Here is a 26,667-nt window from a genome sequence, read left to right on the forward strand (position 1 = left end):
CCTGCTTTTTATTTCTTTTCAAAAGTAGTAATTAAAACGCTACATATAATAAGAATACCACCAATAAAAAAGTTACTATTTAATGTTTCATTTAAGAGCAACCAACCAAGTAACGATCCAACGATAGGTTGGAAGAAGAAAAATAAGGAACCTATGCTTGCATCCAGTAATTCTAATCCTTTATTCCAAAGGAAAAAGGCACCTGCTGTTGAGACGATTCCTAAGTATAATACGCCTAATATTACGTACGTATTTACTGTTCCGATAGAGGCCGCTTGTAGCTCCCATATCATAAAAGGTGTAATAAAAAAGAGTGAAAAGAAAATTGCGTACGTTGTAATAACTAAGGATGAAAATTGGATTGAAGCGATTTTTACATAAATAGATAGTAAAGCCCACGTAATAGCGGCTCCAACTAAAATGATTGTTCCGATAAAATAGGAGCCAATTTCAATATCCCATCCGATTACGATAATGACACCGATTGTCGCTATTATAGTAGATAAAAGTCTACGAGCAGTTAGTTTTTCTTTCAAAATGAGCGCTGCAAATATAACCATAAATGCAGGTGTAGCTGATGTAACTAACGAGCCTGTATGAGCGTCGGATAATTTTGTTCCGATAAATTGGCAAGTGATCGAAATGAAATATCCGATAAATCCAATCCACGCGAATAGGAGCCAATCTTTTTTGCGAATGGTTGCTTTTTTCTTTTGCTTTTTCTCAGCTAGTTTCAAGATGCCATACAAAACAACAAAAGCGATAATAAAGCGTAGCCAAACGAGTGTTAGTGGTGGGATAAAATCGAGTACGTATTTGCTAACAACATACATACCGCCCCATATACTTGCTGCTAGTGATAAGCATATAGCTCCTAAAATGGTTTGTTTCATTTGAAGTACCTCCGTCTATTTTTAGGGTAATATGAGTTCCCTAAGACGAGGCGTAGTGTATGTGTTATATGATTGCCCGTCTTAGTTTATAGACGGCCTACAGGTTGATCGTTTTCGAATGAAGTGTTGTAGTACATGCGTGCATTCCTCCTCTTTAAGTTATAATGATATTATAACTTAATTTTCTGATTATTGGAGGTTGTTATGAAATATATCGTTATAAAATCACATGTTAGCAATTATCCTAATCCAATTCGCTTAGAAGAGGGGGATGTAGTGAAAATGATAGAGAGTTACGCTGGTCCGGAAAACTGGATGTTTTGTCACGAAGAGAAATATGACCGGAAAGGATGGGTTCCGGAGCAAATTATAAAAAAAGATATGAATGGAACAGGAATTATTATAAAACAATATACTGCGAAAGAATTAAATGTGAGTATTGGAGAAAGAGTGATTGGATTAGAAGAATTGAATGGATGGGTTTGGGGCGAAGGAACAGATGATGAGAAGGGCTGGACACCAAAGGAAAACTTACAAAAATATTAATAATAATATTTGATCAATAATTAGGAAACATATTTTTGCTTATGAGTATATTGGTTGTAGGATAAAAAGTAGATTAATAGAGAAAGAGGAGGAGATTATTATAACTACAACCGTTATTTCGCATTTTTACAATGAAGAGTATTTATTGCCATGGTGGCTTATGCATCATACGAAACTTTTTGATCATGGTATTTTAATTAATAAAGGTTCGACAGATCGTTCCGTTGAGATTTGTAAAAAATTCGCACCGCATTGGGAAGTGCGAGATTCTGTAAATCCAGAGTTTGATGCATATGCGACAGATCATGAAGTGATGAGGATAGAACAAGAAGTACAAGGATGGAAAATGATTTTAAATACGACTGAGTTTCTTTGTGTGCAAGATAAAAATCAGTTTTGGAAATCGCTAAATGAATTGGGGGGGAGGATGTATTGGCTGGAAGGGCTTATTATGGTTGATGATCCTAACTATAATTATCCGGAACTTAACTTTGGAATACCTTTAATGAAACAGCGATTTCATGGTTATTTACCAGAGGAGTGGAGACTATGGAGAAGGGGCAGATTTATTCATAATCATGAGCATGGAAGTTATACGGTTGGAAGACATTTATCTGCGCATGAATCGATGATTTATCCACCTCTTGCCTGTATATTATGGTTTGGGTTTAGTCCGTGGAACGATGCGATAAGAAAGAGAAAGTTACAAATTGGTCCGACTCTTTCTGAAGCTAGTAAGCATGGGGGAATGGGTACGCATCATATTGTTACGCCGGAAAGATTAGAAGAATGGTATAAGGAATTAGCGAGAGGAACGAAGGATTTACGTTTTAATGATGCATATCGTTATGTTTTTGTATAAATGATTTCCACCATAAAATTGTTTCTTCAATTCCTGTATTTAAATCGTATGTTGGTTTCCAGTTTACTTCAGTTTTTAAACGTTCTACATTAACGCCGACGAATAAAGGTTCATCCTTAGAGAAAGGAATCGCGTCTAGTTTAATTAAATGTTCTTTTCCTATTTTTTTAGAGACGATAGAAGCTAGTTCTTTAATTTGTACAGATTGACCTGAAGCGATATTAATGGTGCCTGTAACGCCATGTTCTAATATTGTTACGAGAGCGTCAGCGACGTCACTCACATGGAGGAAATCTCTCGATTGTTTTCCATGTGTACATAGTGCTTCCTCATTTTTTAATAAGGAAGTGATAATGTTAGAAACGAGCCGATTCCCTTGTTCGTAAGGTCCATACATATGAAAAATGCGGCCCCAACACATGCTGAGGCCTGTTTGTTGTGCATACGTTTCTAACCAGGAGTGCAGTGCGTTTTTACATAATGAATACGGGGTTTTATAAGAAAGAAGCGGCGAATTTTCAAATAATACGCCGTTAAACCATTCGTATTCTGCGCCAGTACCTGCAACGACAACACGCTTTCCGCCGCATGTTGTGAAGTGTTGAATCAATGAAATACTAGACTTTAGCCAATAGTAATTATTAATAGATACATAGCATGCTGGTGGCACTGCTTCCCAAGCAAGGTGGATGAGATGGCTAGGCTGAACATCCGAAATGAATTGTTTTACTTCGTCATCGCGAAGCAAGTTTACTTTATGCCAATGGCAAGGAAGGTGAGAGGGTTTATTTTTATTATACGTGGCGTGCACTTCATATCCCTTTTGTATAAGTGAATGTACAACATATTTACCTATCCAGCCACTACCACCTGTTACAACAACTTTCTTCATGGCTCGATCACCTCAACTTCTGGAACCGTCACTAAAAATTTACCGCCCCATTCACGAATGAAAGAGCATTCTTTCATAATTTCGTCTTTTAAATTCCAAGGAAGTATGAAAATATAATCCGGTTTTGTACGTTTAATTTCTGCTGGAGATTTTACTGGAATACGAGTTCCTGGTAAAAGGAGATTTTGTTTGTGAGGATTTTTATCTACTGTATAAGCTAGAAATTCTTTACCTATCCCGCAATAATTCAAAAGGGTGTTTCCTTTAGCTGGAGCACCGTAACCAATAATTTGTTTGTTTAAAGCTTTCGCTTCAATAAAAAATTTTAAAATATTTATTTTCAATTGTTCGATGCGTTTAGAAAAAAGGAGATAGCAATCTAATGTATCTAGTCCGTGATCTATTTCTTTTTGGATTAATTTTGTAACATTGGAATGGATAGTTGATTGGGCACTTAGATGGTTTACAAAAATCCGTAAGGAACCACCATGCGTTGAAAGTTCTTCTACATCAATAATTTGTAAATGATGATAACTTAAAACTTTTTGAAGGCTTATAAGTGAGAAGTAGGAGAAGTGTTCATGGTAGATGGTATCAAATTGGTTAAAGGATATAAGGTTTAATAAGTGCGGGAATTCAATCGTTATCGTGCCATCACATTTTAATAGTGTTTTTAAACCAGCGACAAAATCATGTAAGTTCGGAACGTGTGCTAATACGTTATTTGCGACGATTAAATCAGCTTGTGGCAATTTTTTTGCTAAGTCATTACTGAAAAAATTTACTTCAGTAGGAATTCCTTTTTGGACAGCAATTTCTGCTACGTTTTTCGCGGGTTCAATTCCCAATGTCTCGATATTTTCTTTTTTAAAGTATTGTAATAAGTACCCATCGTTACTTGCGATTTCAATCACTTTTGAATGTTTCGTTAAGTTGAAACGCTTAATCGCCATTTCTACATATTGTTTAGCGTGTAGTAGCCAACTTGAGGAGTAAGAGCTGAAGTATAAATAGTTATGAAAAATATTTTGCGGGGATTCAAATTCATCTAGCTGTACGAGTAAACAAGAGTGACAAACAAATGTGTGCAGCGGATAAAAAGGTTCCATTTTATATGAGCTTTCAGGAGCTACAAATGAATTAGCGAGAGGGGAAACGCCCAAATCTAAAAAAGTGTTGGTTAGTAATGAGTGGCAAAAACGGCATTTTTTCTGTTCCATTTTATAGCCCCTTTATAAATTTTTGAATGCATCGATTTGTTGTCGTGTGAAAGATTCTATATTTTCACCAGATGCATATTTTTTGTACCAATCAACAGTCCAAGCGATAGAATCATCTGTTGATAACTTAGGAGTCCAGCCGAGTTTGTTTACTGCTTTTGTACTATCGAGTGTTAAAACAGGTGATTCATAAGGAGTATTTGTAGAGGAGGAAATGATTGTTAGTGGGTTATTCCATAATTTTATTACAGATTCAATGACATCATGAACGGTTCTGTTAGGTTCATTCATTGGGCCGAAATTCCACGCTTCTGCATATTTAGCATCATTCCAAAGTTTCTCAGCTAAAAGGATATAGCCATGTAGAGGATCTAAAACATGTTGCCACGGACGGACGGCATATTTGTTTCGAATACACAAAGTATGATTGTGCAAATATGCCCGAATGATATCAGGGAATAATCGATCTTCTGCCCAATCACCACCGCCGATGACGTTACCAGCTCTGACTGAGGCGAGTTTCTGGGTATTAGTGCGGAAGAATGATTTTTGATAGGATATTGCCACTATTTCAGCGCAAGCTTTACTAGCGCTATAAGGGTCGAAACCTCCAAGTCGGTCATTTTCCACGAACGCTCGGTCGCCACTACCGTCATTCTCATAACATTTATCGCTTGTCACATTAATAATGGCACGTACGCTTTCGACGGACTTTGCTGCTTCTAGCACGTGAACAGTACCTAAAACATTCGTTTTGAATGTATCGATAGGGTTTTTGTATGAAGCGGTTACGATTGGCTGAGCTGCTAAATGAAATATTATGTCAGGTTTATGCTGCTTCATGGCATGAAATAAAGAATGGTAATCTGTAATATTGCCTTTCATTGTCGTGCACTCTTTTGCTACGTTACCTTGTTCAAAAATGTTAGGAATGGATGGGGGATGAGAAGAAAAGCCTACTACTTCTGCACCTAAAGAACTTAAGAAAAGGGTGAGCCAGGAGCCTTTAAATCCAGTATGTCCCGTAATAAATACTTTTTTCTTATTCCAAAAAGATGATGAAGCCATATTACCAAACCTTCCACGGAGCGTTATTACTTTCCCATAGCTCGACTAATTTATTTTTATCGCGCAATGTATCCATCGGATGCCAAAAACCAGAATGTTGATATGCGCCAATTCATTTTTATTTACTAACTGAACTAAAGAGTCTGTTTCAAAAACAGACTTATCTCCACTAATGTAATTGAAAACTTCAGGATTTAAAATGAAAAATCCACCGTTAACCCATCCGCCATCACCTAATGGTTTTTCTTGAAAAGATGTTACAGACTGTTTATCTAATATGAGAGAACCGAATCTACCAGGAGGTTGTACGGCAGTAACAGTAGCCATTTTTCCATGTTTTTTATGGAATGTAATAAGTTCTTTTATATTTACATTACTTAATCCATCACCATAAGTGAGGCAGAAAGGTTCGTCTCCGACATAATTTTGAATCTTTTTCACTCGGCCACCCGTTTCGGTATTTACACCAGTATCGATTAGTGTAACTTTCCATGGTTCTACACGATGAGAATGGCTAGTAATTGTATTATCGTTTAACTGTATTGTGAAATCAGACATGTGTAAGTTGTAATTTAGAAAGAACTCTTTAATTGCATATCCTTTATAGCCTAAGCAAATAATAAACTCAGTAATCCCGTAATGACTATACAAACTCATAATGTGCTATAGAATGGGTTTTGTTCCAATTTCAATCATAGGTTTCGGTTTTAAATGTGTTTCTTCCCCAATTCTTGTACCGTACCCACCAGCAAGAATAACAGCTTTCATTTTTTCCTCCTAAAATAAAAATTTATTATTTATACAGTATTCATGTTTTATGCAAATGAGATTGTTTTTGATTAAGTGAATGAAAATGTTTGAGGTGATGACGATGCAGAAAATATTACGGTTTGAATTTTGGAAATAATTTTTGATATTCAGGGTTATGACGGAGGTCTTGTGTTAGGTTACTAAGCTCTAAAAAACGTATGTCCAGTACTTCAGGAGATTGACCGTAATGTGTTTGAAGTCCCATTTGAACACCCCTTTTTGAAAGGGTAGGTGTAATTTGTAATTTTCTTGCCTTTGATTGTTCATTCCAAGGGCTAAAATAAAATTTTAAAATAAATGAAGGATAGTCATAAATTATATATCCGTGCCGCGAATGATGTCTACCAGGTAAATATGCACCGTCTAGATGATTGTGAATAAATCTCCAAGCACATCCGAGATTTGGGTTATAAGGGAAGACACCGTGGTATCGCTGTTCTACTAAGGGGATAGAATATCTAGGCTTTGAATAATTATAATTATGATTATCTATCATTAAAATCATTCTAATCGCATACATGTTTTGGCCTAGTGTATGAAGAGATGAAAAAAATTCTTCAGTATTATTACAACAAAAGAATTCAGTAGTATTTAAAACGATTTTCCAACCTGAAACTTCTCTTTCAATTTCCATCACTTCAATATCAGTATTAGTTGGATCAAACTCAAGAAATCTTGAATTTCGTACTTCCCAGTGGGGTGCTAATAGTTTACAAATCTCTACAGAACGATCTGTAGACCCTCTATTAATTAAAATGCCGTGATCGAATATTTTCGTGTGATGCATAAGCCACCATGGAAGTAGGTATTCTTCATTATAAAAATGAGAAATGATTGTCTTTTTCATATTAATTCCCTCCTATACAAGCAATCATTATTAGTAGGATATGCTTTTAAATAAGAAAGGTTAAAAGTGGCAGACAATGTAGTGATTAGGTAGTAGTTTAGTAATTTTATTGTATAAGTGTAGATTACTCGTATTGAATCATCATAGGAGGAGATTGGAATTTTGTATAAATTGTGAATAATAAACCGTCACGTTTGACTGTACAGTTTATGTGTTGTATGATGTAAGTAATATAAACAAGGGGGGAAGATCGTTGGGAAGGTGTATCGAATCGGACAGTTGGCTCTCATGGCTCACGTGTCGAAACGAACGATTGATTATTATACGAATCTAGGTATCTTAAAAGCGGAGCGATCTCAATCTAATTATCGCTATTACGACGAAACAGCATTTGAGACATTACAATTTATTGAGAAGTGCAAAGAAATGCATATGCCGCTTTGTGAGATTAAAGAGAAAATCGAGGAGAAGAAGAAGCTGCTCGGTATCAATGAACACGTTTCGAAACAAGTGAATGAAGTGACAGACCATATTCATCAATTAGAAGTGGAGCTTACTGAGTTAAAGCCGCTTTTAGATGGATTGACTGATTCACAACGTGAAAAAATATCGAAATCTTTATCTGGTCAAACGACAGCTTTAATACAGACACTTGCTCTATTATTATAGAATAAGTGAAATCCGACCTCTTTAATTTTTGTATCGGGCTATGTTTTCTAACAAACAAATAAGAAAACATTATAGTATACAGGAGGTGGACACCTTAGTTTTTTAACTAAGGGGATTCATTGGAAATATTTAATTTAGTCATGGTTGCGATTTTAATCGCATTTACTGGATTTTTCGTAGCAGCAGAGTTTGCGATTGTAAAGATACGTTCAAGCCGTATCGATCAGCTTGTTGCGGAAGGAAAACGCGGTGCTTTAGCAGCGAAAAAGGTAACAACAAATTTAGATGAATATTTATCTGCTTGTCAATTAGGTATTACAGTTACAGCTATGGGATTAGGTTGGTTAGGTGAACCGACAATTGAAAAGTTATTACACCCGTTATTTGAGAAATGGAACTTAAATCCTTCTATTTCATCAGTATTAACATTTGGTCTTGCTTTTATGATTATGACGTATTTACACGTTGTAGTAGGGGAATTAGCTCCGAAAACGATGGCAATTCAAAAGGCTGAAAGGGTAACGTTATTATTGGCAGGTCCATTAATGATGTTCTATAAAGTAATGTATCCATTTATTTGGGTATTGAACGGTTCAGCTCGTGTGATAACTGGTTTATTCGGTTTAAAGCCAGCTTCAGAACATGAAGTAGCTCATACAGAAGAAGAATTACGTCTTATCCTTTCAGATAGCTATGAAAGTGGCGAAATTAATCAAGCTGAATACAAGTATGTAAATAACATTTTTGAATTTGATAATCGTATTGCAAAAGAGATTATGGTACCGCGAACAGAAATCGTTGGTTTCTACCTGGAAGATTCAGTAGAAGAACACATGAAAGTAATCCAAAATGAGCGATACACACGTTATCCGATTTTTGGAGAAGATAAAGATGATATTATCGGTATGGTCAACGTAAAAGATTTCTTTATTCGATATATGACCGAGGATCAAAAAGATTTATCATCTATTCGCTCGTATATGCGTCCGATTATTGAAGTGATGGAAACGACTCCAATTCACGATTTATTACTTCAAATGCAGAAGAAGCGAATTCCGATGGCTGTTTTATATGATGAGTACGGAGGAACAGCCGGAATTGTAACGCTTGAAGATATCTTGGAGGAAATCGTCGGCGAAATTCGTGACGAATATGATGAAGATGAGGCACCGCCAATTCAACATGTGAACGAGCAACATATCATTGTTGATGGAAAAGTGCTTATTTCAGAAGTGAAAGATTTATTTGGATTACACATCGAAGAAGATGATGTGGATACAATTGGTGGATGGATTATGATGCAAAATCATGAAATCGAAGAAGGACAACATGTTGACGCGGAAGGTTATGAATTTAAAGTGTTAGAAAAAGACGCTTACCAAATTAAACGTGTTGAAATTCGTAAGATGGAACAAGAACAAGAAGAAGAGAAAGCAGCAACTGTGTAAGTTGCTGCTTTTCTTCTAAAGTACAAAAAATGAGAACTTAGGAGCGGATATTTTGATTCAAGAAGCCTTACGTGTATATCGATTACAATTGTATGTGATCTTTAGTGGTTTACTACTTATGTGGACGATTACTCCGTTTGGAAAACAAGTGACAGGGTTCGGTATTGGATTAGCAGTAAGCGCCTATTGCCTTTGGTTATTAGCTCGCAGAGTGGAAAAACTCGGAAAAAGTATCGTAATGAAGGAAAAGGCTCCTGGATTAGGAGTTTTAAACCGATTTGCAGCTGCTATTTTAGGAGCTATCATCATGTATGAAATTGAGCATGAGATGGAAATGTGGGCATTCGGTACAGGTATTTTAGGTGGCCACTTTTTAATGATTGCAAATTTAGCGTATGCAAATATGCAGTTAGTGAAAGAAGAAGAGAAGCAAAGGGAACATGCTTCGAAAAACATAGAGCTATGATGAAAGGGACCTAATCGGGTTCCTTTTTTATTTTAGTGATTTGATACAAGTAAACAAATTAACGACAAATATAATACGCTTCTTTTTTACGTTTTTCAATAGTATGAAAAATAATAAAAAAATTTTAAAAAACCCATCGATTTCTAAAGGTTATGTATGTTATTATGACAAAAGACTTTTTGAAAGAGGTGGATACCAATGTTACAAGCGCTACTTATTTTTGTGCTACAAATTATTTACGTTCCAATTTTAACAATCCGTACGATTTTGCTTGTAAAGAATCAAACAAGATCCGCTGCTGGTGTTGGATTGTTAGAAGGAGCTATTTACATTGTCAGTTTAGGTATTGTGTTTCAAGATTTATCAAATTGGATGAACATCGTTGCCTATGTCATTGGCTTTAGTGCGGGACTGTTATTAGGCGGTTATATAGAGAATAAATTAGCAATTGGTTATATTACGTATCAAGTTAGTTTACTAGACCGTTGTAATGAATTAGTAGATGAGTTACGTCACTCTGGATTTGGCGTTACAGTATTTGAAGGCGAAGGTATTAATTCTATACGTTATCGCTTAGATATCGTCGCAAAGCGTTCTAGAGAGAAAGAGCTTTTAGAAATCATTAATGAAATTGCACCGAAAGCGTTTATGTCTTCGTATGAAATTCGCTCGTTTAAGGGTGGATATTTAACGAAGGCGATGAAGAAAAGAGCGTTAATGAAGAAGAAAGATGAACATGCATCGTAAAAAAGAGGAGTAGTGCTGCAGTAAAAGTGCAGTATAAGTCCAAATGTAAAAGGAGGAATCTATTTTGATGTAGATTCCTCTTTTTTTTTATGAAAAATATTGATCTGTTAATTCAAAAAAACTAAATCGTATAATTATTTTTTTTACTCATTCTCAAATTAATGATTAGCCATATAATTTGAAAAAATACCGGTATGATAAACGCAATTAATAAAACGATAAGTGATATCGATTTAATTTCAGGTGTTTGAATGACACCGGCACCATCAACCTCTCGTAGCCAAATAATAGCTGCCCATACTCCAAAAACGATAATCCAAAATATGTTACCAATCCACCAAGAAATCCATCGTTTTTTCATGTTAGCACCCCTTACATTTCTACTCTGTTAAAAGGATATTTTCGTTCGTTACATTTATAATGAAATAACTATAAAATTAGTTTTTCTTAACTGTATATCGAACTTGTTTAAAGGTTACCATTTCTCCATCATCATTATCATCTTTCGTTTGCAAAAGTTGAACTTTTGGTTTGTAGTCCGTCCTATGAGCGTGTTCGATATCTTTAATGTTAAGCTTGTAGGATTCACCATTCTTTAGCTTTTGTTCCAACACTTTTTTATTAGCAACATAAATAAAAGTTACTTTATTTTCATCAATGCCTTTAGTTTTAATTTCTAATTCATTATCTTTTGTTGTGATCGTTGGTGTTAATAATTCCATACTGCCATTCCCGCTTTCTAAAGAATTCTCTGCTATAGTTGAACATCCTGATAATATGATTCCAGTGAATAGAAGAACAGCTAATTTCTGTTTCATAACATCCCTCAATTCCATGTGAATTTTGATTTTGGTATTGCTAGATTACTAGTGTGGAGCGTAAATGTTTAGTTAGTACTCTTTTTATTGTACCATAATATGTAAATTTAAAAAGGCTGTATATCCAATGTAAGAGAGACTGAAAAATTTACTTATTGTTGTAAATTCGTGTGTTTTAGCTTCTAGTTCAATCGAAATATAGACAGGATAAAGAAATTTTTTATAGAAATTTCAATTTTTACATCTTAAAATAATGATAAAGCGTAGATGAATTTATTCACTTCGGAGGTAGTTATTTGAACATTAACGAGAAGGCAATTGAAATGTTTGAACAAAATAAATATGAGGAAGCAATGGAACTGTTTCAACAAGCAGTACATGAATCTAGAGGGGTACAATCTCTCAATAATCTGGCTTGGATGTACTTTTATGAGGAAGAGAATGATGAGAAAGCTCTTGAATTAATAAAAGAAGTTGTTAAGTTGAATCCTTCTTCATACTTTCCCTATAACATCTTAGGGGAAATTTATATGAAACAAAAAAAGTGGGAAGAAGCGAAAGAAGTATTACAAAAATCTATTTCGATTCAACCATCGGATGAAGCATATCATAATGTAGCTGTAGCTCATTATAACCTTGGAGAGCTGGAAAAAGCTTCGGAATTTTTTTTACGAGTTGCAGGGGATTCGGACTATATCATGTATAGCTATGTAAAATGTTTAATTGATTTAGAACGAACGACAGAAGCAAAAGAGAAGTTAGATACTTTTAACAGGGAATCTGATAATTTTTTAGGGGAAATTAATGTAGCAGATTTATATGTTGAATTGAATTGCTATAAAGAAGCAATTGAATGGTTCGAAAAGGGATATAAAGAATGCTGGAAAAGTCCTAATTGGATTGGTAGATTTGTGTATGCTCTATATAAAACGAATAATTTCTCCCGTATAAATGAAGTTATACGGGAATCTATCGAAGCGAAAACAGCAGAAATAGAAGATGTTCAGAGTGAAGAAGTAGAAGAAAACTGGACAGAAAATGATAAGAAAGAGTTAATTGAGGAATATACAGAAGAGAATAATTGTTATAAAACAATGGTAGAACGTATCAAATCTGGATACGTTCCAGGATTAGAGTTTGAAACTGATCATATAGGGGCTTGCTATTTATTTGGTTGTAAAAGACATAATCACCTTGAATATGAAAAATAAAAAGATTCGACTGTCACATATGATGGTCGAATCTTTTTCGTTATAGGTCGCTTGTATTACATAGGTGTATATCCTCTTTAGAGGCCACTTTTTTTATATTCAAAATATGTAGTGAAATAAAACCAATAAGTCCTATTCCGCCAAAAATAAGCCATGGTGTATACATTCCGCTTAAGTTGGATGTAAAAGACGTACCGGCATAATTACCAATGATAAAACCAAATGCGAGTGATAATTGATAAAATCCGAAGAAAGTGGCTGTATATGATTCATTACTGTAATTTGCAATAGCGATATCAGCGTTAGGTAATACGAGTGTTTCACCGATTGTAAATAAAATTACACAAATAAAGAGCCAATATGGGTGTTGAAATAAAGGAATGAGTAAAAAGGAAATACTCATTAATAAAACACCGTATTTAATAATCGAAAGTGTGTTGTATTTGTGGAATAATTTTCGGAATAATACCATAAATATAACGCCTGTTATCGCATTTATCGTAATAACGAGTGTAGCAAGTTGATTGCTATTACTAATGTTTTTCATATGAAGTGGAAGTGCGACAGTAAGCTGAGTAAACATAATATAGAAGAAAATCATGATAAAGGAAAACAGAAGGAAAGATTTGTTTTGTAAGATGACCTGTATTCCTAATGTAATAGACGTGTTTTCAGTAGTGACTTGGAAGTGATTTTTAAGTAAGTAAAAAATAAAAGCAAATAACAGCATAAGAGATCCTGTTAGAGAGAAAGCGTAGAGTGGATCGAGTAAGAGTAAGAATCCTCCTGCAATTGGTCCGATTATTGCACCGCAATTAAAGCTAAGGTTTAAATATGTAAATAAATTTTTTCTCAAATGAGCTGGCTGTGAGCCAAATATAGCGCGAGCGGCAGGTTCGTAAAATGCAGTTCCGAAGCCAACAAGTGCAGAAGAAATAGAAATTGTATAGAAATCAGAGCATATTCCTAAAGCGATAAATCCGACTCCTCTTAAAAATAATCCGGCTATCATCATAATGATATAGCCTATTTTGTCAGCAATTAACCCTGAGAATAATGGGATAACTCGTGATGTAATTGTCATAATCGTCAACACTGTTCCTACTTGGACAGCAGAAAAATGAAGAAAGGTTAATAGATAAATAGCTAAAAATGCGTATACTGCAAAATACCCAAAAGACATAAAAAATGAAGAAATAAGCATGAAACGTATCGGTGTTGAGAAACCTTTCATAGAAATCCTCCTAATTATGTAACCAGTAAAATTATTTGATGGTTAACTATTTTATACTATAATTATACATAAAGTCAGAAAAAAGTAAATTTTAAGAAGAAGGTGGATCGAATTGAATCAAAACGCTCCAAATGAACTAGAATATATTCGGGAATTTTTAAATACATGGAGAATACCAAACGATACGAGAGAGCCAATTGATTTGCTGCAAACAAAAGAAGATATAAAGCTCTTTATGAAAGAATATTTTGATGAAGAGTTTCCATTTCATACGATAGAGGAATTAAGAGGTTTTCGAGAAGATATTCGGATGACAATTGAAGGCGGAGAATCATTGCAAAAGTGGTTAGAGAAATACCCATTTCATGTACATATAAAGGAGGATATGAAAGGTATTACATATGAACCAGTATATGAAGAGAATGTGTATACAAAAGTGTTAAGCATTGTGTTAATGTCAATTCAAGAAAATGTGTGGGGAAGGTTAAAAGCATGTCCAGATTGCCGCTGGGTATTTTATGATCATTCACGTAATGGAAGTAAAAGATGGTGCGGTATGTATGCTGGAGAAGAAGGAGGAAGAGCGTGCGGTACAATTGCAAAAGTGAAAAATTACCGAGCGAAGAGAAAAGGAAGAACGGGTTATGATGTGTAATTAATAGTGGGGAAGAAAATGGATGGGGGAATGTAGCATATGAAAGGTACACAAATGTTAGCTTTAAATAAAAAGTGTTGGGATACAGTTGCACCTTATTACCTTATTTCTTTCAAGTGGATTGTTTACCGAAATATGGTCCTTATACGGCGTCTGAAGATGAGATTCATTTGTTCGATTCAATTAAAGATAAAAAGGTACTTGATATTGGATGTGGAAGTGGGCATTCGCTGAAATATATGGGGGAACATGGAGCAGAGGAAGTATGGGGCCTGAATCTTTCAAGTGAACAAATTAAAATAGCGAATGAAACGTTAAAGAGTTGGAATCCAAAGTTAATATGTGGAGCAATGAAAGAAGAAGGGGATATACCGAAAGATTATTTTGATATTGTATACTCCATTTATGCATTAGGCTGGACTTCGGATTTAAGAAAAACGTTGGAATTGATTTATTCGTATGTAAAGCCAGGAGGAAGTTTTATTTTTAGCTGGGAGCATCCCATATATTCAAACTTACAGTATGGTACAGAAGAAGTTGCTATAAAGTCTTCTTATCATGAGGAAACGCCCATTACGTTTGAAACATTTAAAGGAGAAAATGTACAAGCGACATTATATAAGAGAAAAATAAGTACATACATAAATGAGTTAAATAGAGCGGGATTTAAAATTGAGAGAATAGAAGAGCCTGAACCATCAAGCTCGTTTGATGGAGAACTAGCTGAGCCGTCTACGAAGTATTATTCTTTATATAAAGCTAGAATGGTGCCGACTACTTTTATTATTAAAGCTAGAAAATAAACTGTTTTTATAAAAGAAGCCTATCATTTCAAACAAATGATAGGCTTCTTTATTTTAATAAAATTCAGGTTAAATGTGTACTTTTCTTATAAAAATGCATTTCATATAAAAGGTGTAATTATTTTGGGGAAGGGGGATTGTTGTGCGTCATCATAGAAAGTGCAAAAAATTTGGAGTGGCACTGCCTCTTCCGCTTATAGGAGCAACGGGTCCGACAGGTAATAGTGGTCCAATCGGTCCAACTGGAGGGCATGAAGGTCCTGTTGGTCCTACAGGGGTGACTGGACCGACGGGAGCAACTGGGCCCCAAGGTCCTCAAGGTATCAGGGGGATACAAGGTCCCCGAGGGACAACAGGAGCACAAGGAATACAAGGGGTTATTGGTGATACAGGAGAGCAAGGTATAACTGGCCCAACTGGTCTCCAAGGTGCTCAAGGATTAATTGGTAACCAAGGTCTAATTGGTGATATTGGAGTACAAGGATTAGAAGGAATACAAGGAGCTACGGGTCCTGCTGGTAGTCAAGGTATACAAGGCATACAAGGAATACAAGGGGAAATAGGTGAGCGAGGACAAACAGGGGCACAAGGAATGCAGGGAGAGGCATAACTGGAGTCTCGGGTATAACTGGTCCACAAGGCCCTCAAGGTGTTCAAGGAATACAAGGAGAGCAAGGGGCTATTGGTATACAAGGGGAAGACGGCTTCCAAGGTATACAAGGAATTACTGGAGAAGAAGGCCCACAAGGAGCTCAAGGAATACAAGGTGAAGTGGGTCCAACTGGTTCTACTGGAATGCAAGGTGCCCAAGGTATAAGTGGAATAAAGGGGATAACAGGTGTAATAGGTTTACAAGGACCACAAGGTGTGCAAGGAATACAAGGTATAACGGGAGCAACAGGTTTTCAAGGGATAAAGGGAATAAGAGGTATAACAGGAGCGACGGGTAGTATTGGCACTCAAGGCTCAGAAGGACCACCGGGCGGTCCGACGGGAGTGACCGGTCCAATTGGCCCTTCTAGTGGGGTGACTGGACCAGCTGGCCCACCCGGTCCACCAGGAGGTCCAACAGGTCCAACGGGTGCGACCGGTTCAACAGGTGTAAGCGGAGGGATAGGACCAATTGGAGCGCAAGGAGTGCAAGGTATAACAGGTCCAACAGGTTCTCAAGGTGTAAGGGGAGCGCAAGGTTCCCAAGGTGTAGTTGGAGCAGTTGGAGTACAAGGAGCACAAGGTCCTCAAGGTAACCAAGGTATAACAGGTCCAACTGGTGCAGAAGGTTCTCAAGGAATACAAGGTCCGCTGGGAGTAACTGGTCCAACTGGTGCAGAAGGTCCTAAAGGTATTCAAGGTATTCAAGGTGTGATAGGTCCAACAGGTGCACAAGGAATGGTGGGAATACAAGGGATAGCTGGTCCAGTTGGTGTTACAGGAGCGGAAGGAGCTCAAGGAACACAAGGAATCCGAGGAGCAACTGGTCCTGCTGGAGCACAAGGTATACAAGGAGTTCAAGGAATTCAAGGGGAAACAGGAGCAGTTGGAACACAAGGTCCTCAAGGTGTTCAAGGGATACAAGGGACTACCGGATTGACAGGTACACAAGGTGCCCAAGGTCCTCAAGGAGTGCAAGGAATAATAGGACCGACTGGAGCTATTGGTTTGCAAGGTCCTCAAGGAGTGCAAGGAATAATAGGACCGACTGGAGCTATTGGTTTGCAAGGTCCTCAAGGATTACAAGGAATAACTGGTCAGGCGGGTCCAACCGGTCCAACCGGTCCAACCGGCCAGGCGGGAGCAACGGGTCCTCAAGGTCCACAAGGAATTCAAGGACCACAAGGAGCAACCGGTCCAACTGGAGCAACCGGCCAGGCGGGAGCAACGGGTCCTCAAGGTCCACAAGGAATCCAAGGACCACAAGGGGTAACGGGGCAGGCGGGAGCAACCGGCCAGACGGGAGCAACGGGTCCTCAAGGTCCACAAGGAATCCAAGGTCCACAAGGGATAACGGATCCAACAGGAGTAACGGGCCAGACGGGATTGACTGGTGCAACTGGACCGACCGGAATACAAGGCATACAAGGAATAACAGGAGCGACAGGGGGAACAGGAGTAACAGGCCCAACAGGTGCCACGGGTCCAACAGGCTTAACTGGAGCAACAGGATCATCTGCTATATCGACAGGTGGCGGATATTTCTTTTCTACATCAACAAGCACAATTGCAGCAAGTGCCAACATCCCAATTAATTCTGGATCCACTGTATATGGAACTGGTGTATCTTTAACTAGTGCTACGACAGTCACAGTAACGACGCCAGGAATATATTTAGTAAGCTACTATTTTCAAGGGGATGCAAATGGTGGGAATGAGACAGTATCTGTTAGATTGCTATTAAATGGAACGCAACTAACAGGGAGTTTTATACAAAACGTAACGACATCAACTGTAGTAATCGAACCAGCCATTTCAAATACACTTCTTGTGAATGTGACGAGTGCCAATTCAACATTAATATTACAAAATGGCCCGTTAGGTGTAGGGCGTGTGACTACTATAGCAGGTGCGATTACAGCAAGCTTAAATGTAGTGAGAATTTTATAAAGAATATAAAAAACACAAGGAATGTCTTTGTAAGACACACCTTGTGTTTTTTAATATTAAATAAACATTTTCTTTATCTTTTCGGTTGAAAAATATGCTGAAAGAAGTATTTGTGATGTAAGTTATCTACAACCTTATTTGCTTGATATGTGCGTTGTTTTTCAATTCGAAGTCTTTGCTCCATCATTTTAATTGCGTGATCAGATAAACGTAACATAATACATTCTCCTTTTCTATAAATATAGGTGACTATTTGATATCGATCCCATATTTATAATTAAGGAGGCAAAATGTGTAACATAGGCAAAAAGCACCTTCCTCTCCCATTACGCTTACGAGGTTAGCTGTCGGACTCGGGAAGTGAGAGTTTCCCTACTTAAAAAAGATTCGCCCCAAGTAGCATAGCTACAAAAATGGTTCCCCCGCTCCAAAATTTGGACTCAGCAAAAGGTTTTATAAAGTAAAAAATAACATAAAGGAGCTAAAAAGTCAAATTATTTTGTGTATTCTGTCTTTTTTAATTGCGTAAGAATCATACCGTCAGGAAGTATTGTATCTGATATTGTAATGAATCCGTGTTTTTTATATAAAGTAATAGCAGGGGTATTCGCTTTACCTGTTTGTACAATGTATGTCATTGAAGAGGGAAACATGTTAAATATATAAATTAGGAGTTTCGTTGCGATTCCTTTTTGAAAAAAATCGGGCGATACAACTAACCTGTGGATATCGATTAGTTTTTCTTCTTGTACAAAAGAAATAAAACCGACAAGTTTATTTTCAGAAAAATATCCATAGAATGTTTCAACGCAATTTTGAATATCGTTTACAGTATCATATAAACGAGGTATGGCAGTACTATTTAAGTAGTCTGCTTCAACTTTATAAGCTGGAATTTGAACCTGTAAAATGGATGTTGCTACTTCAAAAGAAGTGGAATTTAACTTAAGAATCATAGATAATGAAGCCTCCTTTAAATATGGTATATGAATATAATTGCTTTATGGGTGAGTTTGACAATATTTTTCTTTTTTGCATATAATATATGTATCTCCATATGTAAAATAGTAGTAAATATATTTCTATAGTGAAATATGATTAGCAATGATAAATACATATGTTTGTATTAAATCATACAAACTATAATAGAAATGGAGGACTAAAAATGGGATGGATTATCACATTAATAGTTGGTGCTATTATAGGTGCAATTGCTAGTTCTATAACAGGTAAAAATTTCCCAGGTGGTATGTTCGGAAATATTATCGCAGGTTTATTAGGTGCTTCGTTAGGTGGTAGATTATTTGGATCCTTTGGGCCATCATTTGGTGGGATTCATGTCGTGCCAGCATTATTAGGTGCAATCGTGTTAATTTTTATTGTATCATTTGTAGTGAAAGCTACAAAGAAATAGATATATAGATTATGATGAAGAGCCCTGAATAAGGGCTTTTCATCATTCGAAGAGGTGGTTTCGTTGGAGAAAATAAATATAAGAAAAAGAGATAAGTTAAGAAAGTTTTTTAGAGAACAAAATTATTTGGCGGTATTACTTGGATTTGCGTTATTGTTCATTAATATTTTATTGCTAACAAAAATATCATTTGTTTTTACACCGTTTATCGTATTTTTAAAAACAATTTTCTTCCCAGTACTATTAGCAGGCGTGCTATTTTATATTTTACATCCATTCGTTTCGCTTTTAGAAAAGAAAGGTGTTTCAAGAATCGTATCGATAGCTTCCATATATTTAATCGTACTAGGATTATTTGTATTTTTAGTTGTAACGGTTATCCCTATTATTAAAGATCAAATTGATGCATTAATTGATAACTTACCGTATTTTGGCCATGAGATTGAACAAGCAGCACGTAGATTCGGGGAAAGTAATTTACTCGGTAAAATTCAGGAGAATTTAAATATTAATGTTGCGAATATGGTAAAAGAATACACAGTTGATTTTACAAAGTCATTATCATCAGTAACTGGGAATGTAACTGGATTTTTGAGTACTGTTACAGAGGTTGTTTTAACATTTGTAATGGTTCCATTTATATTGTTCTATCTTTTAAAAGATGGTGAGCAATTGCCGAATCACTTTTTAAAGTTTATTTCAGAGCAAAGACAACCAGCAGCAATGAGAATACTAGATGATATGCATTATGCGATTAGCTCGTATATTAGAGGTCAAATTATCGTGAGCTTATTTATCGGTATTATGCTATTAATTGGTTATCTTATTATTGGTATTAAATATGCGGTATTACTTGCGATTTTAGCGATGATTGTAAATATCGTTCCGTACGTAGGACCAATTATCGCGATTACACCAGCGTTAATTATCGCATTCATCGACTCGCCAGCAATGGTGTTAAAAGTAATTATCGTTATGATGGTTGTACAATTAGCAGAAGGTAAATTTATTTCTCCGCAAGTTATGGGTAAAAAGTTAGATATTCATCCGATTACTATCATTTTTATCATTTTAACTGCCGGAAACTTATTCGGGATTATGGGCATTATTTTAGCCATTCCAGGATATGCGATATTAAAAGTGTTAGTTACGCACGGTTATAGATTTGTTAAGTTGAATACGTGAAAAAAGAGCTAAAATGAAGTGACCCCTAAAAGTTAGACACGGTTATTTCATTAGGCAGCTTGATAAAAGTGAGTCCGGTATTGTACCGGGCTCATTTTTAATTTTGCCTTAATCCGTTTCGTATTATAATAATCTATATATTTTTCTAATTCTATTTTAAAGTGCTCTACATTTTCAAATTCTTTTATGTAGAGGAACTCCGACTTCATAATCCCAAAGAAATTTTCTATTACTGCGTTGTCGTAACAGTTACCTTTTCGAGACATACTCTGGACGATAGCTCTTGATTCAAGTGTACGGACGTATTGTCTCATTTGATAATGCCATCCTTGATCCGAATGCATTAATAGTTGATGGTTTTCAGGTAAACGTTTTAATGCATTCTCTAACATCTCTGAAACAAGTGAATATGTCGGTCTAGAACCAATTGTATAGGTAATAATTTCACCATTATACAAGTCTAATACAGGTGATACATACAGTTTCTCTCCAAACAATTTAAACTCCGTGATGTCCGTTACCCATTTTTGATTTGGGGCATCTGTGTAAAAATTACGCTCTAAAATATTAGGTGCAATTCTACCGACTTTTCCTTTATAGGATTTATATTTCTTCATACGCACGACACACTTTAACTCAAGCTCTTTCATAATGCGCTGAACCTTCTTGTGGTTCACCTTCTGGCCACGATTCGTTAATTCATCACGAATGCGACGGTAACCATAACGACCTTCATTTTCCTCATAAATCGCTTTAATCTCAGCTTTCAAATCGGCATCTACATCTGGACGATTCATTTTCTTTACTAAATCATAATACGTGCTTCGAGGAATAGTAGCTAGCTCCACAAGTGCCTTCACCGAATATTTATGTCTTAATTCATAGACTACTTGCGCTTTGTCTTGTTTTGTGATTTTTCCTTGTTTTGAACTAAGGCATTTAACTTTTTTAAGTACTCATTTTCCATTTCAAGCTGTTTAATACGTGCTTCAAGTGCCTCGACTGACCCGTCAGCTAAAGCTTGTTTTAATTGTTTATTTGAATCTTTTTTCATGGATGGACGCCCCTTTTTCTTAGATTGAAGGGCATCAATTCCTTGTGTTTCGAGCTGTTTTTTCCAAACAGAAATCGTTGAAGGGGCAGGAATATTAAAGATAGCTGCCGTCTCAAATAAGGACATACCGTTTTCAATCATAAAGTTTAGTACATCTAGTTTAAATTGTTGTGTATAATTTGTACATCGTTTTAGAAAAGCTTCCAGACCATTCTGTTTATATTGGTTTACCCAATTCAAAATGATTGTGTCACTTATACCGAGTGATCTACCCATTTCTCGATAACTTTCATTTCCATTCAAATAACGTAGAACGATTTGTATTTTTTCATCAGCTGTAAATTTAGCCATAGAAAAACTGCACCTCCAATTGTTAGACTGTGTCTAACAATTGGGGTGCAGTTCAAAACAGTATTATCTGTTTTAGCTCTTTTTTATTAACAATTCATTTGCATATTGGCGTGCCCATTGATCCGCTTCTAATATAGCATCTAGTGAAGGATCTTTTACGTTATGATGAGCTTCAACTGTTTTGTAAATTGTTTTTTCAATATCGAAAAAGGCAATTTCATTTTTTAAGAATAGTGCATTCGCAAGTTCATTTGCTGCATTTAATACAGCGGGAGTAGTACCACCGATTTTGCCACATTCATATGCGTATTGTAGACAAGGGAACTTCTCTAAATCTGGTTTTTCAAAATGTAAACTACCGATTTCTAATAAATTTAATTTTTCATAGGAAGAAGGTAGCCGAGTAGGATAGTGAAACGCATATTGAATCGGCATTCTCATATCAGGAGCACCGAGCTGTGCCATAACTGATCCATCAATAAATTCTATTAAAGAATGAATGATACTTTCTTTATGAATCATTACATCAATTTTTTCATATGGAATATCAAATAGCCATCTCGCTTCCATTACTTCGAACCCTTTATTCATTAATGTGGCAGAATCAATCGTTAGTTTTGCGCCCATTAACCAGTTTGGGTGCTTTAAAGCATCTTTTGCTTGTAATGTTTGCATTTCATCACGTGTTTTATCACGGAATGCACCGCCAGAAGCTGTAACGATTAATTTCTCAATTTCCTTATTATTTTCTCCGTTTAAACATTGGAAAATAGCTGAATGTTCGCTATCTACTGGAATTAAGCGACATCCGTTTTGTTTCGCTAGTTCAGTTACGATATGTCCAGCTGCAACTAACGTTTCTTTATTAGCGATGGCAATATCTTTCTTCGCCTTTAATGCTTCAATCGTTGGAAGTAGTCCGGAAACTCCGACAACAGAACTTAATACAAGATTTGAATCAGGGTGAGTAGCTACCGCAATTAAGCCATCAGTCCCGTATGTGATTTTTGTATTCGCTGAAATACGCGTACGAAGCGTGTCTGCTAAGTCTTTTGTTGCAACGCTTACAATACGAGGTTGAAACGTTTTGATTTGTTGCTCAAGAAGATCGATATTATAATTTGCGGTTAAACCGACGATTTTGAAATGTTCAGGATGAGCTGAAACGACATCTAATGCAGATGTGCCGATGGATCCTGTGGAACCTAAAATGGATATGTATTTTACCATGAAAAAACCTCCAAAGTTGTTTCGAATATTTCTGCAAACCTATATAATATTAGACAATTGAAGTGGAAATTCCTGCTATATAAAATAGAAAATTCGGGTTTGTTTGGAAGTGAAATGTGATAAACTGTAAAAAATAACGAAAAAGCAATGAAAGAGAAGAGTACATATTCGAAACTTTTCAGAGAGCTGATATGTGGTGAGAATCAGTAAGGGATGAATATGGAATGGACTCTGGAGCTTCTAACTGAAATGAGTAGGTAAAGACGGTTACTTCACGTTATTGAAGTATGAAGTGAGCTAATGATAGCTAATTAAGGTGGTACCGCGGGAGTCTCTCGTCCTTTTTAAGGATGAGGGGCTCTTTTTATTTTGCGAAAGGAGGAGTTAGTGTGAGTGAAAAAATAATGTTAACAGGAATTAAGCCGACAGGTTATCCGCATTTAGGGAATTATATTGGTGCGATTAAACCTGCATTACAAATGTCAAAGAATAATGAAGGAAAAGCATTGTACTTTATAGCTGATTATCATGCATTAAATGCTGTGCATGATTCAGAAAAGTTCAGCAGTTATACGAAAGAGGTAGCAGCTACTTGGTTATCGCTTGGACTTGGGGAAGATGTTGTTTTTTATCGGCAAACAGAAGTACCAGAAATTCTAGAATTAGCTTGGATTTTAGCTTGCCTAACTCCGAAAGGTCTTATGAACCGTGCTCATGCGTATAAAGCGAAGGTGGAGCAAAATAAAGAAGCGGGGTTAGAGGTCGATGCAGGAGTGAATATGGGGTTATATACGTATCCGATTTTAATGGCAGCTGACATATTATTATTTCAAGCTACACATGTACCTGTCGGAAAAGACCAAATTCAACATATTGAAATCGCGCGTGATATTGCGACGTATTTTAATCATACATTTGGCACGACATTTACACTACCGGAGTATGTCATACAAGAAGAAGGAGCTATTTTACCTGGTCTTGATGGAAGGAAAATGAGTAAAAGTTACGGAAATGTAATCCCATTATTTGCAGAGCAAGAAAAACTTCGAAAGTTAATATTTAAAATCAAAACAGACTCTTCACTTCCAAATGAACCGAAAGAATTAGAAACATTATTTATGATATATAAAGAGTTTGCGACCGAAGATGAAATACAGTCGATGTGTGAAAAGTATGAGACTGGAATCGGATGGGGCGATGTGAAAAAAGAGTTGTTTCGCGTTGTAGATCGTGAGTTAGCTGGACCTCGTGAAAAGTACGCAATGTATATGAATGAGCCGAATTTATTATATGAGGCGTTAAAAAACGGTGCTGAGAAGGCACGCGCTATTGCAAAGGTAAATTTAGCGGAAATTAAAAAACGGATTGGATTTGAGAGGGAACGTTAAGCGTTCCCTTATTTTTTTTGATAATCTGTAATAATCCTCTCAATAACAGGGGGAAGATTATTAGGTAATTCATTAAGTGAAAAGAAGCGTAGTTCTTTTGATTCACTTTGATCGCATACAAGTTCACCATGAAATTCTCGGCAAATATAAACAACGAGTACACCGTGTACTTGATCGCCGTTTGGATAGATTTGAAAGAAGTCTGGCCCTGAGTATGTACGGAATAGTTCTGGATTTTTAATAATAAGTCCAGTTTCTTCAAACACTTCTCGTTTTAAAGCATCTTCTAACGTTTCGTTATATTCTAAGGCACCGCCAATAATGCCCCAGCGGTTAAAATCTGTACGGAGTTGCAGCAATACTTCATCTTTTTCATTTAATATAATGGCGTGTGATCCTATTAGAATAAGTGGATGATTTCCTACTAGATTTCTCATATCTTCAATATAACCCATGTCATTGCTCCTTGTATTTAATAATAGTTAGGAAGTTCTTTTAACATTCTTTCTGTTTTACGTGCTGTAAAGGCTAAGTTATGGTCATCTTTCGTTCTGAAAAATAATGTGCGTAAAAAGGTTTTAATATTGGCACATAAAATACAATACTCATTAAGCGAAAGGCGTTTTCTAATTTGAGGAAGCCTTTTTATTTTTTTATGAATAATAGAAATTAAATCGTTCTGAGGAAAATCATGATACAGCATTGCTAGTAATGGAGTAACAATGCGTTCATCTTCGTTATTATGAAAAAGGTCAGATGGAATAAAGATTTTATTTAATAAACAATGAATTAATTCTTCGTACCATTCAAAAGTTGTATACGTATTATGAACAATTTCAGTAAAGGCATCAGATACATGAGCAAGACAATGAGCCCATCCTTTATTTTCGATATAGCCCCGAAAATCCGTTTCTAAGTTTGTGTATGTAATGAGTTTATTTTTTATTTCTTCGATATCCTCCTCTGTACAAAAGTAGTGCGAATTAGCGAATTGGAGTATTAACGCAATTAACGAAACAGTGTAAGAACGTGTGAAAACCCCATCTGTATGTGGGGAGTAAATGTCACAATATAAATACTCATCACTTAAACAAGTTTGCAGAAGTAATTTCAGCTGATCGTCCATAAGGAATTCATGATGAATGAAATGCGCAAAACATTTATATATAAGTTGGTAACGAACGTAGCTATCAGTCGTTCCGATATACTGAAGCATGTTCAAAGTTAACTCATTTACGTCTATATGCTGTAGTTGCGTATAGTCATTTTGTTGTATAAGCTCTAACTGTTGTTGCAATGCTGTAATATCCACTGGAGAACCTCCTCCGCACTTTAAAGATGCGATCTTTTCTAGTATTCTATATATTCAAGGACAATCCTGCTCATGCAAGGAGAACGATTAGAAATTCGAGTATGATATAGATGAGGGAAGAATATGACGACGATAGAACAGTTAGAAAAACATTTTAAAATAAGAAGAAGTGCTTCTTCTATTATGATAAAAGAAAATAATGCAGAGATTTTTACAGAAGAGCAATTAGAGGAAATGATGCAATATTGCGTTGCTGAAGCTAAAAAAGGTGAATTAGAAAAACTACATTTTGAAATCTCTTCAAAAAGTCCAAATTATGATGTGTATAAAAAATGTTTTGAAACGTATTCATTTGAATATGTTACGGAAAACATGATTGTATTTAAAGATATATATGAAGTAGAAGATGTAGAAAGTGAAATGGATTTTAAGCTTATTGAAGAAGTTGGAGAAGAGGCTTTTTATTCACTGTGGAATGAAGCGACGGGAGAACCAGTCGCTCATGATCAATTTGTGCATATGATGCTACAAGAAATTGGTGAGCAATGGAAAGAACATTGCTTAACAGCGAGTGTCGATGAAGAGCCGATAGGAATTGTAATCCCGCATATTGAAAGAGGTACGTTAGAAGAAGGGAAACTTATGTACTTCGCAGTTACTCCAAATATGCGTAATAAGGGATATGAAGCGGCATTATTTGCAGGTGCGATGTTTGTCTTAAAGGAAATAGGTGCATCTTATTATATTGGTGAGACAAATATACAAAATGAATGGATGAAGGATGTTTTTGAAAAGAATGGATGTCAGTTGCTAAGTTGTACTGAGCGGTATGTAAGGAAGTTTTAGGATATAATCTGGGACACATTTAGTGAGAACCCTTGTACAAATTTTGAACAAGTAAAAGAACTTTTCGCCTGTTTGTAAGATAAAAAGAAAAATGAGA

26 protein-coding genes, 3 pseudogenes, 1 riboswitch and 1 other annotated feature are annotated in these 26,667 nt (G+C 36.0%); of the genes and pseudogenes, 14 read left to right on the forward strand and 15 right to left on the reverse strand.

The genetic code is table 11. The annotated features are described in order from the left end of the window. Nucleotides 1-8 precede the first annotated feature (8 nt). Nucleotides 9-893, reverse strand: coding sequence for a DMT family transporter (locus tag QO049_RS16670; protein ID WP_246960636.1), 885 nt, complete (start codon nucleotides 891-893; stop codon nucleotides 9-11). 204 nt (nucleotides 894-1,097) lie between these two features. Here QO049_RS16670 and QO049_RS16675 point away from each other — a divergent pair, with 204 nt between their 5' ends. Together QO049_RS16675 and QO049_RS16680 are read left to right on the forward strand one after the other, a co-directional pair. Beyond that, complete coding sequence (locus tag QO049_RS16675) at nucleotides 1,098-1,439, forward strand: SH3 domain-containing protein (RefSeq protein ID WP_246960633.1); 342 nt, start codon at nucleotides 1,098-1,100, stop codon at nucleotides 1,437-1,439. A 61-nt stretch (nucleotides 1,440-1,500) separates the two neighbouring features. Beyond that, a complete protein-coding gene (locus tag QO049_RS16680; protein ID WP_246963084.1) occupies nucleotides 1,501-2,301 on the forward strand; it encodes a glycosyltransferase family 2 protein in 801 nt (266 codons plus the stop codon). Here QO049_RS16680 and QO049_RS16685 read toward each other — a convergent pair. The 5 genes and pseudogenes from QO049_RS16685 to QO049_RS16705 all read right to left on the reverse strand — a co-directional run bounded on the left by QO049_RS16685 (nucleotide 2,270) and on the right by QO049_RS16705 (nucleotide 7,138). Then, a complete protein-coding gene (locus tag QO049_RS16685; RefSeq protein WP_284489335.1) occupies nucleotides 2,270-3,193 on the reverse strand; it encodes an NAD-dependent epimerase/dehydratase family protein in 924 nt (307 codons plus the stop codon). The genes QO049_RS16680 and QO049_RS16685 overlap by 32 nt on opposite strands. Beyond that, nucleotides 3,190-4,413, reverse strand: a complete 1,224-nt coding sequence (locus QO049_RS16690; RefSeq protein WP_246960627.1) for a class I SAM-dependent methyltransferase — start codon at nucleotides 4,411-4,413, stop codon at nucleotides 3,190-3,192. Before QO049_RS16690 ends, QO049_RS16685 begins: the two co-directional genes overlap by 4 nt. Nucleotides 4,414-4,425: 12 nt before the next feature. Then, nucleotides 4,426-5,481, reverse strand: coding sequence for a CDP-glucose 4,6-dehydratase (gene rfbG, locus QO049_RS16695; protein ID WP_246960624.1), 1,056 nt, complete (start codon nucleotides 5,479-5,481; stop codon nucleotides 4,426-4,428). 1 nt (nucleotide 5,482) lies between these two features. Continuing rightward, a pseudogene (rfbF, locus tag QO049_RS16700) lies at nucleotides 5,483-6,249 on the reverse strand (glucose-1-phosphate cytidylyltransferase). Nucleotides 6,250-6,364: 115 nt separating this feature from the next. Then, a complete protein-coding gene (locus QO049_RS16705) occupies nucleotides 6,365-7,138 on the reverse strand; it encodes a glycosyltransferase family 2 protein (RefSeq protein ID WP_000750974.1) in 774 nt (257 codons plus the stop codon). 261 nt (nucleotides 7,139-7,399) lie between these two features. Here QO049_RS16705 and QO049_RS16710 point away from each other — a divergent pair, with 261 nt between their 5' ends. From QO049_RS16710 to QO049_RS16725, 4 genes are all read left to right on the forward strand, one after another. After that, nucleotides 7,400-7,807, forward strand: coding sequence for a MerR family transcriptional regulator (locus tag QO049_RS16710; protein WP_000285635.1), 408 nt, complete (start codon nucleotides 7,400-7,402; stop codon nucleotides 7,805-7,807). Between the two features lie 119 nt (nucleotides 7,808-7,926). Beyond that, the gene (locus QO049_RS16715) at nucleotides 7,927-9,255 is read left to right on the forward strand and encodes a hemolysin family protein (RefSeq protein ID WP_000402256.1); all 1,329 of its coding nucleotides are present in this window, start codon (nucleotides 7,927-7,929) and stop codon (nucleotides 9,253-9,255) included. Between the two features lie 52 nt (nucleotides 9,256-9,307). After that, complete coding sequence (locus QO049_RS16720; protein ID WP_000613876.1) at nucleotides 9,308-9,721, forward strand: ATP synthase subunit I; 414 nt, start codon at nucleotides 9,308-9,310, stop codon at nucleotides 9,719-9,721. Nucleotides 9,722-9,919: 198 nt separating this feature from the next. After that, complete coding sequence (locus tag QO049_RS16725; protein ID WP_000938438.1) at nucleotides 9,920-10,468, forward strand: DUF2179 domain-containing protein; 549 nt, start codon at nucleotides 9,920-9,922, stop codon at nucleotides 10,466-10,468. A gap of 121 nt (nucleotides 10,469-10,589) precedes the next feature. Here QO049_RS16725 and QO049_RS16730 read toward each other — a convergent pair whose 3' ends face one another. Beyond that, on the reverse strand, nucleotides 10,590-10,829 hold the full coding sequence (locus tag QO049_RS16730; RefSeq protein ID WP_098283480.1) for a DUF3923 family protein: 240 nt from the start codon (nucleotides 10,827-10,829) through the stop codon (nucleotides 10,590-10,592). A gap of 76 nt (nucleotides 10,830-10,905) precedes the next feature. Further along, on the reverse strand, nucleotides 10,906-11,304 hold the full coding sequence (locus tag QO049_RS16735; RefSeq protein ID WP_098283479.1) for a hypothetical protein: 399 nt from the start codon (nucleotides 11,302-11,304) through the stop codon (nucleotides 10,906-10,908). Between the two features lie 278 nt (nucleotides 11,305-11,582). Here QO049_RS16735 and QO049_RS16740 point away from each other — a divergent pair, with 278 nt between their 5' ends. Continuing rightward, complete coding sequence (locus tag QO049_RS16740; RefSeq protein WP_284489336.1) at nucleotides 11,583-12,497, forward strand: tetratricopeptide repeat protein; 915 nt, start codon at nucleotides 11,583-11,585, stop codon at nucleotides 12,495-12,497. A gap of 40 nt (nucleotides 12,498-12,537) precedes the next feature. Here QO049_RS16740 and QO049_RS16745 read toward each other — a convergent pair whose 3' ends face one another. Next, nucleotides 12,538-13,731, reverse strand: coding sequence for an MDR family MFS transporter (locus QO049_RS16745; RefSeq protein ID WP_284489337.1), 1,194 nt, complete (start codon nucleotides 13,729-13,731; stop codon nucleotides 12,538-12,540). A gap of 112 nt (nucleotides 13,732-13,843) precedes the next feature. Here QO049_RS16745 and QO049_RS16750 point away from each other — a divergent pair, with 112 nt between their 5' ends. From QO049_RS16750 to QO049_RS16760, 3 genes and pseudogenes are all read left to right on the forward strand, one after another. After that, complete coding sequence (locus tag QO049_RS16750; RefSeq protein WP_284489338.1) at nucleotides 13,844-14,386, forward strand: CGNR zinc finger domain-containing protein; 543 nt, start codon at nucleotides 13,844-13,846, stop codon at nucleotides 14,384-14,386. A 39-nt stretch (nucleotides 14,387-14,425) separates the two neighbouring features. Then, nucleotides 14,426-15,189: pseudogene (locus QO049_RS16755) on the forward strand (class I SAM-dependent methyltransferase). Between the two features lie 142 nt (nucleotides 15,190-15,331). Continuing rightward, nucleotides 15,332-17,790, forward strand: a pseudogene (locus tag QO049_RS16760) (collagen-like protein). Between the two features lie 73 nt (nucleotides 17,791-17,863). On the opposite strand, the gene QO049_RS16765 reads toward QO049_RS16760, so the two are convergent. Then, complete coding sequence (locus QO049_RS16765; protein ID WP_000945243.1) at nucleotides 17,864-18,007, reverse strand: hypothetical protein; 144 nt, start codon at nucleotides 18,005-18,007, stop codon at nucleotides 17,864-17,866. Between the two features lie 96 nt (nucleotides 18,008-18,103). Further along, nucleotides 18,104-18,246: riboswitch (cyclic di-AMP (ydaO/yuaA leader) on the reverse strand. Between the two features lie 38 nt (nucleotides 18,247-18,284). Next, entirely contained in the window at nucleotides 18,285-18,746 is a 462-nt protein-coding gene (locus QO049_RS16770; RefSeq protein WP_284489339.1) for a GNAT family N-acetyltransferase, read from the reverse strand. Between the two features lie 209 nt (nucleotides 18,747-18,955). Between QO049_RS16770 and QO049_RS16775 the strand changes: the two genes are divergently transcribed. Further along, entirely contained in the window at nucleotides 18,956-19,204 is a 249-nt protein-coding gene (locus QO049_RS16775) for a GlsB/YeaQ/YmgE family stress response membrane protein (RefSeq protein ID WP_000539731.1), read from the forward strand. 63 nt (nucleotides 19,205-19,267) lie between these two features. Next, on the forward strand, nucleotides 19,268-20,389 hold the full coding sequence (locus tag QO049_RS16780; protein WP_000411484.1) for an AI-2E family transporter: 1,122 nt from the start codon (nucleotides 19,268-19,270) through the stop codon (nucleotides 20,387-20,389). Nucleotides 20,390-20,439: 50 nt separating this feature from the next. Here QO049_RS16780 and QO049_RS16785 read toward each other — a convergent pair. After that, nucleotides 20,440-21,794, reverse strand: a protein-coding gene (locus tag QO049_RS16785; protein WP_284489340.1) for an IS3 family transposase whose coding sequence is annotated in 2 segments (ribosomal slippage) — nucleotides 20,440-21,341 and nucleotides 21,341-21,794 — 1,356 coding nt in all. Because the reading frame shifts where the segments join, the coding sequence is not laid out codon by codon here. A 72-nt stretch (nucleotides 21,795-21,866) separates the two neighbouring features. Then, a complete protein-coding gene (locus QO049_RS16790) occupies nucleotides 21,867-23,024 on the reverse strand; it encodes a 1-deoxy-D-xylulose-5-phosphate reductoisomerase (protein ID WP_284489341.1) in 1,158 nt (385 codons plus the stop codon). 138 nt (nucleotides 23,025-23,162) lie between these two features. Then, nucleotides 23,163-23,370, forward strand: a binding site (T-box leader). A gap of 43 nt (nucleotides 23,371-23,413) precedes the next feature. On the opposite strand from QO049_RS16790, the gene QO049_RS16795 reads away from it, so the two are divergent. Further along, complete coding sequence (locus tag QO049_RS16795) at nucleotides 23,414-24,412, forward strand: tryptophan--tRNA ligase (RefSeq protein WP_284489342.1); 999 nt, start codon at nucleotides 23,414-23,416, stop codon at nucleotides 24,410-24,412. An 8-nt stretch (nucleotides 24,413-24,420) separates the two neighbouring features. Here the strand turns inward: QO049_RS16795 and QO049_RS16800 are convergent, their stop codons facing one another. Then, nucleotides 24,421-24,867 (reverse strand): NUDIX hydrolase, encoded by a 447-nt coding sequence (locus QO049_RS16800; protein WP_098281504.1) that lies wholly within the window; start codon nucleotides 24,865-24,867, stop codon nucleotides 24,421-24,423. A 17-nt stretch (nucleotides 24,868-24,884) separates the two neighbouring features. Further along, the gene (locus QO049_RS16805; RefSeq protein ID WP_000355451.1) at nucleotides 24,885-25,724 is read right to left on the reverse strand and encodes a DUF2785 domain-containing protein; all 840 of its coding nucleotides are present in this window, start codon (nucleotides 25,722-25,724) and stop codon (nucleotides 24,885-24,887) included. Between the two features lie 123 nt (nucleotides 25,725-25,847). On the opposite strand from QO049_RS16805, the gene QO049_RS16810 reads away from it, so the two are divergent. Continuing rightward, entirely contained in the window at nucleotides 25,848-26,570 is a 723-nt protein-coding gene (locus tag QO049_RS16810) for a GNAT family N-acetyltransferase (RefSeq protein WP_284489343.1), read from the forward strand. Nucleotides 26,571-26,667 lie beyond the last annotated feature (97 nt).

It is taken from the genome of Bacillus sp. RB3 (assembly GCF_030164735.1).
Lineage (GTDB): Bacteria > Bacillota > Bacilli > Bacillales > Bacillaceae_G > Bacillus_A > Bacillus_A cereus.